The sequence below is a fragment of the Synechococcus sp. CCY9202 genome (assembly GCF_034931685.1).
In the GTDB taxonomy this organism is placed as follows: Bacteria; Cyanobacteriota; Cyanobacteriia; order PCC-6307; family Cyanobiaceae; genus CBW1002.
Map to the genome: position 1 here is coordinate 65909 of NZ_JAYGID010000068.1, position 8149 is coordinate 74057.

The following is an 8149-nucleotide window of genomic DNA, read 5'->3' on the forward strand; positions in this document are numbered from 1 at the left end:
TGGAAGCTTTGCCTCCGACTGGCGATCCGCAACCGATTGACTTCCGCAGCCTCTGGGATCTCTGTAAACGCATCGCCGTTCTCCTGAAAGACCGACGCAAGACACCAGAGCCAGGCTCAACCGATAATCCTCAGCCCCCTGCCGCGGATGTTTTGATCGCTCAGGCTGACTACTTCCGCCGGAGCAACTAGGCACGGCTGGTCACTCAATCACGCCATCGCTGATGAAGCTGATGTGTCGGCCTAGGTAGCTCTTATTGGAAAAGAGAATTGAGCAGGTTGCCGAGGGCATTGCCAACAGCTGCATCGCGGTTGCTGCTGGAGTTGCGGTTGGAATTCTCCTGGGTGGCCACCAGCTTGTAGTCGCCGAAGCGGAAGATACCGGTGTTGCCGTGGTCGATGAAGGTCACCGGCCAGGTGCCGCCGAAACCATCACGAATCAAGAACTGACTGCCACTCTGCTGGAACACATAATTGCTGCCGTTTTGCAGTTGCACCTCGTAGCGGTTTTGTCCCCCCTGGCGCACTTGTTTGAGCAGGCAAGGGCCGTCGAAGATTCGCTGGCCGTTGCGGCTCAGGCTGCAGAGTCCTGTATCGCGCGCAATCTGGGCCTGGCCTGGGCGCAGATTGCCATTGGCGTTGCCAAAGAGCTGCTGGGTGAGCCCGGAAGCCACACGCGTCTCACCCCAGCCGTCATTCCAGCAGGTGCGCTTGGAGATGCTGCAAGCCTGGCCTGTGCTCAGGCGGAAGTCGCGGCTGCTGGTCTGGCTGAGGTTGTTCGAGAGATGGTTGGCGGCCTTCTTGCCATACACGTCGGAGGTGATCCCGATGGAGGGGCCGTAGCTGTCGTAGCAGGTTTTACCCACCGAATCGCACACCACCCCGGAGCGCGGGTAGGTCAGGCCGGCAGGTTGGGCCAGGGCTCCGCTGCTGATGACTAGTGGCAGGGTTGTGCACCCCTTCCGCAAACTGCATGCGCGCGGCAGCGGGCGCCGCCACCGTGATGGTGCGGCCCATTTCGAGGTAGGCATACCAAATCAGCGCCAGTTGATCCTCTGCATTGAGCAGCTTGAAACGGGCCGTGATCGCAGGAACCACATCCGCCGACAGGGTGTTGGGGAAGATCTGGGAGGCCCGATCGATTGTGAACATCTATTTCTTTCGTCTGTTAAGGATTTTTAAAACGCTAGCACGGTCCGGGGCGTTTTCTGGTAATAAAGGCGGATTCGCGGATGGGTGCTGCACCGCACTGGCGAGCTGAGCCTGCTGATCGATCTCCGCCGCGACGCCGCAGGCCAGAGGCTCGACAGTGAGCGCTCTACACCCAGGTGATGGCCGTGGATTTGCTGCGGGTGGGCGAGGTGGCGGCAGACGCCAGCCCAGAGAACCCGTGCTTGGTCTTTGGAACCAAAGCAGGGCATAATCGCAGAAGGGATGAAGCCCCTGGGCAAAGGCAGACCATGTTGATCGAAATCAATGGAGCCTTTAGGAGTTTGCTGAAAAACCCCGTCAAGGACCATTCAGCCCGGGAACGCCTGACTTCGAGCCCAGTGTTCACGGGCGCTGCGCCCAAAGGTAAGGCTTAAGGCATGACGGCCTCGGGACTTTTTCAGCAAACTCTTAGAGAGCTCAGCCATCGACTTCAGTCTGCGACCCATCAGTTCAAGATTCTGATCTGCACAGGCAACCGTCCCTATGCATTAGCGATGGCGAGCTTGTTTGCACTGCAATACGATGCAGAAAACCTTCAACTGCTCGGCATTGCCACGACAGAGGAAGAAAGCTTGGAAACACTGGCCAAGTCAGACGGACCAGTGCTGGCATTTGTAAGTGAAATCCTTGAAGACGGCGACGGCATCAGGCTTGCAGCGAAGCTGAAGGAGTACACAACGGAGACCGGCCTCACCTCAACGATCCTCACCCTGCAGGACATGAACCCTCGCTCGATGCAGAGAGCTGTGGAGGGACCAAGCGATGTGGTTCTCACAAGGAGGGGGATTGACCTGATCGGCGTGATCAATGCAGTGGAAGCCATCAGGAGCAAGGAGCGATACATCGATCCAGTAATCGCTTACACGCTTGAACGACAGTCGCTTGAGGGTCGAGCAGAGCTGTCAGAGCGGGAACTCAGTGTTCTGGAGCTCGTCTGCAATGGCTTATCGAATCGAGAAATCGGACAAGACCTGCAGATTGCCGAAACAACCGCCCGCGGCCATGTCCAGGCAATCATTCGGAAATTGCACGTGAGGGACAGGACCGCAGCAGCTGCAGAGGCCATCCGACGCCATTGGATCCACTAAAGGGCACCACGAAAAATACCGATTTACCTTGGAAGCAGCGATTGAGACTCATGTACTGGCCGGCGTCGGCATTGGCCAATGGTCGCGACAAGGCCGATTTTTCGTGGTGCCCTAAAGCACCGAAGATGAAAAGACCATGAGAATCGCCTTAGAGTCTTCTGTGAAGGTAGTGCGGACAGCATTAGTAGGGCTCTGAATGAAAGAGGAACCCTTCAGTTGAAGGGTTGCCCCTGTGCAGCGACAAGGCGAGAGTTAATAAGCACACCCAATGAAGCCATGGTATCCATCAGTGGTGGAGTCACGTACAGCGTGAATCCTTCAGGCGCAGATATTGAGAACTTCGATCCAACACGCGACAAACTCGACTTTGGCGACACCTCTGTCCATGGCTTGATCCTGGGAAAGCTTAGCGATGGCAGCGCGATTATTGTCAATCCATGGGGGACCGACGATTACCAGCGCATCCTTGACAGCAACGGCAACGCACTGCGATGGGATCAACTAAGTTTGGACAATTTTGCTCCAGTTGGCAACGAGCATCTTAGAGCAGATATCGGGGGCGTCTTGTCATGGGAGCTGCAAGTTGGCCCAGAAGCATCCTGGCCCAGTGAACAACGCACGGTTTATATCCGCTCCCATGAATATGGGGTGCAAGAGCGGATCGAGAACTTTGATCCCACAACCGACAAACTCAACTTTCTCTACCTGGGCACAAGGGAGCGCCTCACGGCGACCGATACGGATGAGGGGCTACTGATTGCGGTGGAACCGAGCGGTCAAAGCGTGCTGCTTGCAGGAGTAAACAGCAAGGAGCTGATTGGACAGAATCTTGAATTTCATTTCGACCAAATAGAAGAAGATAATCTTGAAACGGTCTTTGGCTTCGAAGCATCAGATCTAACCCTCGCTGATCGAAGCCTTCTCCTCACACCTGAAGCCCCTGAGGGTGCCACGACCGATGGCTATCAAACTCGCGTGGGCTCACTGGTGACATCGACTGGTGCCGTCGCTCTCGATGCCCCTGTGCACAACCACACAGGTGCTGAACATGAAGGCATAGAGCATGGAGGGATGGTTCACGGTGCGATGTCAAACAGCACCATGGCGACCAGTGGATCGCTCACTCTGGCGGCGAGCGGCAGCTTGTATTGGGGTGGCATGGGCGGAACGCTCACGATTACCAACACCGGCAGCGAGGCAGTCGAAAACTGGTCGGTCACCTTTGACACGCCTCACTCCAATTTCCAAAGCTGGTCTGGCGAGGCAACTGTAGAGACGCTGGCCAGCGGCATCGATCGCGTCACACTGACGCCGGCATCCTGGAACAATCGCATCGGTGCTGGCGACAGCCTGGAGGTGAGCTTCAACGCCATCAGTGAGGGGCTTCCAAACAGTGGCGAGTTAACCAGTTCATTGTTCTTTGCATCAGGCCAAGAGCTGGTGGCCGCCCCATTGGCACCGGTACAACCGGTTCAATCAGAACCGATCGAGGAAATAACTTCGGGGGTCGAGCTCAACAGCGCTGCACGTGCATCAAACGGGTCATTAACTCTGGCGGCGAGCGGCAGCTTGTATTGGGGTGGCATGGGCGGAACGCTCACGATTACCAACACCGGCAGCGAGGCAGTCGAAAACTGGTCGGTCACCTTTGACACGCCTCACTCCAATTTCCAAAGCTGGTCTGGCGAGGTAACTGTAGAGACGCTGGCCAGCGGCATCGATCGCGTCACACTGACGCCGGCATCCTGGAACAATCGCATCGGTGCTGGCGAAAGCCTGGAGGTGAGCTTCAACGCCATCAGTGAGGGGCTTCCAAACAGTGGCGCATTAACCAGTTCATTGTTCTTTGCATCAGGTCAAGAGCTGGTATTAGAGCCATCGACGCCCGCTGAGCCTGTGGAAACTACCCCACCTGAGGAGCAGCTCGTGGTCGAAGAGACGCTACAGCAGCCAACCGTCAGCCTCCCACAAGCGAGTGACATGCGCGTGGTTGGTTACTTCGAAGAATGGGGAATCTACTCACGCGATTTTCAGCCGTCTGACATCCAGGCCGACCAACTGACCCATCTCAATTACAGCTTTTTTGATGTTAAGGCCAGTGGGGACGTGATCCTCTTCGATTCCTACGCCGCCACTGAAAAACGTTTTTCGCAGGATCAACAGGTCAAGCGCACATTTTCGAGTGGCGATTGGGACACGATGGATGCCAGTCAGAAAAACAACTACCTCAACAATAGCAACTTTGTCATCTCCGATGCAGGCGGCACGGTAACAGTGCAGGCCGTACCCCAAGACTGGAACACGCCAGGTGCCCTTGCCGGCAATCTACGCCAACTGGAGTTACTAAAACAGCTCAATCCAGAACTGAGGCTAGGAATCGCACTCGGAGGGTGGACCTTATCCGACGAGTTCAGCCTTGCTGTGGATTCAGCAGCCGACCGCGAGGCCTTCACGAACAGCATCGTTGATACCTTAAGCAATTATGACTTCTTCAACGTTGTCGATTTCGATTGGGAATACCCAGGCGGCGGAGGCCTTGCTGGCAATGCAGTGAACCCGCAAGACGGTGCAAACTTTGCTGCCACACTTGAACTGCTGCGACTGAAGCTCAACGACCTTTCCCTACAGACTGGAGAGACCTATGAAATTTCGGTTGCCACAGCCGGCGGAGCAGACAAACTAGCCAACCTCAATCTTGACGGCATCGATCCCTATGTTGATTTCTACAATGTGATGGCGTACGACTTTCACGGAGGCTGGGAATCGGTAACCGGTCATCAGGCCGCGCTCACAGGTGATCCCGGAGGTTTCGATATTGTGAATGCCGTCGGTGTATTTGATAACGCCGGCGTTGATCGTGACAAGGTGGTGCTTGGGGCCCCTGCTTACACTCGAGCATGGGGAGGAGTTCAGGCTGGAGATAGTTACGGTTACCAGCAGAATGGAGACGCATTACTAGCTGCCGGCTCATTTGAAGCTGGCAACTATGATCACAAAGATCTGATTACGGGAATTGAGGATGAAAGTTACGATCTGATCTGGGATGACGACGCCAAAGCAGCCTTTGCTTACAACAACGAATCCCTAGTTTGGAGCTCAATCGAGACGACAGCCACCATTGCAGGCAAGGCGGCTTACGTCCAAGAAGCCGGTCTCGGCGGGATGATGTTTTGGGCTCTTTCGAACGACAGCCAAGATGAACAAAGTCTTGTTGCTGCAGCTTCCGACATCCTGCTTGGGGGAGTGGCACCAGAGGAGGTCATAGCCCAGGCTCCTACATTTGATGCAGTGACTGGCGGGGATGGGGCATTCACCATCGCTGACTTCACAGGCTTGGCCTAGTCGCCAGCCCCAGTAAATCTATTGCCATGTCTGCAATGGTCGTACTTGGGGCACAGGTGCTGTTGTGGATCTGGAAGGCATCGGTCGTCCCTGAGGGATGGGACACCACGCTCAGTCGTGTTTCTTCCAGATCCGCTCGAGGCTGCGGCGGAACTCGCGCTCGCTGAGTGGCCGTGGCAGCCGTTGCCGGCGCAGAGTGCTGCCGATCCACCAGATCTGCAGTCCTCCGAAGGCCAGGGCAAACAACCCCAACTGCAGGTAGCCCCAGTTCAGCTGCTCCATATTCCCCAATGGCGCTCTCTGGCTCTCAGCGATTTGTGAAGCGTATGGTAATCATCACCATGTTATTTTCGATGGCGGTGAAGAGCTCACAGCGCCAGCTCGCTGACCACTATTCCCAACAACGAGGGTTCACCACCTAAGAGCCTGCTGAAAAAGTCCCGAGGTCGCCATGACTTGAGTCTGACCTCTGGGCGCAGCGCCCGTGAACACTGGGCTCGGAGTCAGGCGTTCCCGGGCTGAATGGCCCTTGAAGGGGTTTTTCAGCAGTCTCCTAATTACTGCGGTTTTGGTACTTCGATGTCGGCAAAGAACGGCTTCGGGTCACGCCCACGGTGGATAGCAAGGCCCAGGCTCGCTGTGATCATGAGCACCACCAAGGCAACCAAGAGCTGGTAGAGCGTGAGGCCACGTTCTGAGTCTCTGATTGGCCCCATCGCTCAAAGTGGCGTTGACTCATCCAACGTCGCCAACGCCAAGGGGCGCAAGCGGTATGCAATATCTGCATCAGAGCAGCCGCCGTGATCCCAAGACCTTCGCGGCGACGGCCTTGATGCCATCGGGATAGGTGTGCAGCACCAGGAAGCGGTTGCAGCGCAGGTGGGGAAGTGGGGCTGTTGGAGGAGGCTGAGCGGCGGCGGCGGGTGGTGGGCACTGGCTGCTGGTGGAGTCAGAGCCATTGCCAGAGGGATCAATAAGCGGCGGGAAGGTCCATGCAGGATCTGCATGGCTCCAGACAGATCATTTGGGCAAGCGAGTCGGCCAGAGCGAGGGGCACGGTTTCTTATGAGGGTCCGCATATGAACCAGGCCTGAGGGTCCATCTGCCCGAGAGTGATTGCCACGCAGTGGGTTTAGGGTCAAAGTGGTAATGACTTCGGGTTCTTATGCAGACCAACAGGGGCCTGGCTATTTTTTAACTAGGATCCGCCCATATAGCGTTCGGAAGTGGCTCGGTACTGATCCTTACCGGCGCTTGGCTGGCTTCCTCCACAACAGGCCGGCGATTCCGGTCCCAATACCGGCTCCGCCCAGGAGATAGCCGATTGGAATCAGGGCGAAAGCCTCCCTGAGCGTGCCATCGGCCTCTACCCGCGCCCCGATCAGTCGGTAGGCCACGGCGCAGGCCACCGCGCCGGTGAGCAGCAACAGCGATAGCCGGATGAGCGGGCGTTTCATGGCCGCAGCTGCTCCAGCAGGGTCTGGGTGAGCGCCAGCTCACAGCGCGTCGTGAAGATGCCGTAGCCCGTCCCCTGGAAGCTCACCGACTTGGCGTAGGCGCACACCTTGCGGCGTTCGGCTCGGAAAGCACGCGCCTGCTCGTTTGGGTCGGCACTCGTTTTGTAGAAGCCGGTGAGGTTGTCGCGCCAGAGCGTCTGGAAGGTTTCGCTCGGCACTTGCCTGGCCTCGCTGGCCACCCGCACCAAGGCCTTCTCCAGCTCCCGATCCTTGGCTTGGAGGGCTTCCATCACGCAGCGGGTTTCGGCCACGGTGCTTTCTGAAGGGGTGCAGACCTCCGCTGCTTGTGCCGGCAGCGGCAGCAGCAGCGGCACCAGGGAGGCAGCCAGCAGCAGGTGGAGACAGGTGCGCATCGTGGGCCTTTTCTCCAGACGGATTTGCCACCAGACAGATTGTCATGCTGGGAGCTGGTTTTCAGAGTCGCCGCGCCTCTTCCCCATGACCAGCCTGTTCTCCCGGCTCCCACTGGTGCTCACGGCCATCGCCGGCTGCCTTGTCAGCCACCCGGCTGCCGCATTGGCAGCCCCGGCAGGCAGCAACCTGGCGGTGCTACTTCAGGCAGCGGGCGGCCAGCCCCTGGGCCTCTACGACGGTGTGCGCTTCGTGCGGATCAACGCCACCGACGGCACCCGCATCACCGTCACGATCAACTGCGAGCAGGAGCTCTGGCGGGTGGCCCGCATTGAGCCCAGAACCGGCCGAGCGGACTTCCGCGACGATCGCTTCCAGAGTGCTGCCGGCATCGGCCGCAGCCGCTGGTGCACCAGCCCTGTGCGCACGATGGAGTGAGTCTGGGCTCACTCCTCCAGCAGCTGCACCTGATACACGGCCACATTGCTGCGGGCCAGCGAGCGCACGATGTCGGGCACCATCTGCATCGGGGTGCAGAGCGTCAGCGAGCGGCGCCTGCCGGCGGCCATCTCCGCCAGGTGCTGGGGATCGATGCTGGTGGAGCGCTGCTGCGCTGCAGCCTCAAACACCTCCACCGCTG

8 protein-coding genes and 1 pseudogene are annotated in these 8149 nt (G+C 57.9%); 3 read left to right on the plus strand and 6 right to left on the minus strand.

Translation table 11 applies throughout. The annotated features are described in order from the left end of the window. Positions 1-253: 253 nt before the first annotated feature. Together VB777_RS09610 and VB777_RS09620 are read right to left on the minus strand one after the other, a co-directional pair. Positions 254-1030 carry a YcgJ family protein gene (locus VB777_RS09610; RefSeq protein ID WP_416238332.1) on the minus strand — a complete coding sequence of 259 codons (777 nt, stop codon included), beginning with the start codon at positions 1028-1030 and terminating at the stop codon, positions 254-256. After that, positions 960-1151: pseudogene (locus tag VB777_RS09620) on the minus strand (orange carotenoid protein N-terminal domain-containing protein); the annotation flags it as partial. The gene VB777_RS09610 and the pseudogene VB777_RS09620, both read right to left, overlap by 71 nt. Before the next feature lie 437 nt (positions 1152-1588). Between VB777_RS09620 and VB777_RS09625 the strand changes: the two are divergent. Both VB777_RS09625 and VB777_RS09630 read left to right on the plus strand, forming a co-directional pair. Beyond that, a complete protein-coding gene (locus VB777_RS09625; RefSeq protein ID WP_323248592.1) occupies positions 1589-2299 on the plus strand; it encodes a response regulator transcription factor in 711 nt (236 codons plus the stop codon). 276 nt (positions 2300-2575) lie between these two features. Beyond that, complete coding sequence (locus VB777_RS09630; protein ID WP_323248594.1) at positions 2576-5641, plus strand: glycosyl hydrolase family 18 protein; 3066 nt, start codon at positions 2576-2578, stop codon at positions 5639-5641. A gap of 111 nt (positions 5642-5752) precedes the next feature. Here VB777_RS09630 and VB777_RS09635 read toward each other — a convergent pair whose 3' ends face one another. The 3 genes from VB777_RS09635 to VB777_RS09645 all read right to left on the minus strand — a co-directional run bounded on the left by VB777_RS09635 (position 5753) and on the right by VB777_RS09645 (position 7511). Then, the gene (locus tag VB777_RS09635; RefSeq protein ID WP_323248596.1) at positions 5753-5923 is read right to left on the minus strand and encodes a hypothetical protein; all 171 of its coding nucleotides are present in this window, start codon (positions 5921-5923) and stop codon (positions 5753-5755) included. A 962-nt stretch (positions 5924-6885) separates the two neighbouring features. Further along, the gene (locus VB777_RS09640; protein ID WP_322765960.1) at positions 6886-7098 is read right to left on the minus strand and encodes a DUF3955 domain-containing protein; all 213 of its coding nucleotides are present in this window, start codon (positions 7096-7098) and stop codon (positions 6886-6888) included. Beyond that, positions 7095-7511: a lysozyme inhibitor LprI family protein gene (locus VB777_RS09645; RefSeq protein WP_322782524.1), complete on the minus strand. Its 417-nt coding sequence runs from the start codon at positions 7509-7511 to the stop codon at positions 7095-7097. The genes VB777_RS09640 and VB777_RS09645 overlap by 4 nt, the downstream gene beginning before the upstream one ends. Positions 7512-7596: 85 nt before the next feature. On the opposite strand from VB777_RS09645, the gene VB777_RS09650 reads away from it, so the two are divergent. After that, entirely contained in the window at positions 7597-7947 is a 351-nt protein-coding gene (locus VB777_RS09650; RefSeq protein ID WP_323248600.1) for a hypothetical protein, read from the plus strand. 8 nt (positions 7948-7955) lie between these two features. Here VB777_RS09650 and VB777_RS09655 read toward each other — a convergent pair. Continuing rightward, positions 7956-8149 (minus strand): hypothetical protein (locus VB777_RS09655; protein ID WP_323248601.1); only part of this gene is annotated, 194 nt, incomplete at its 5' end.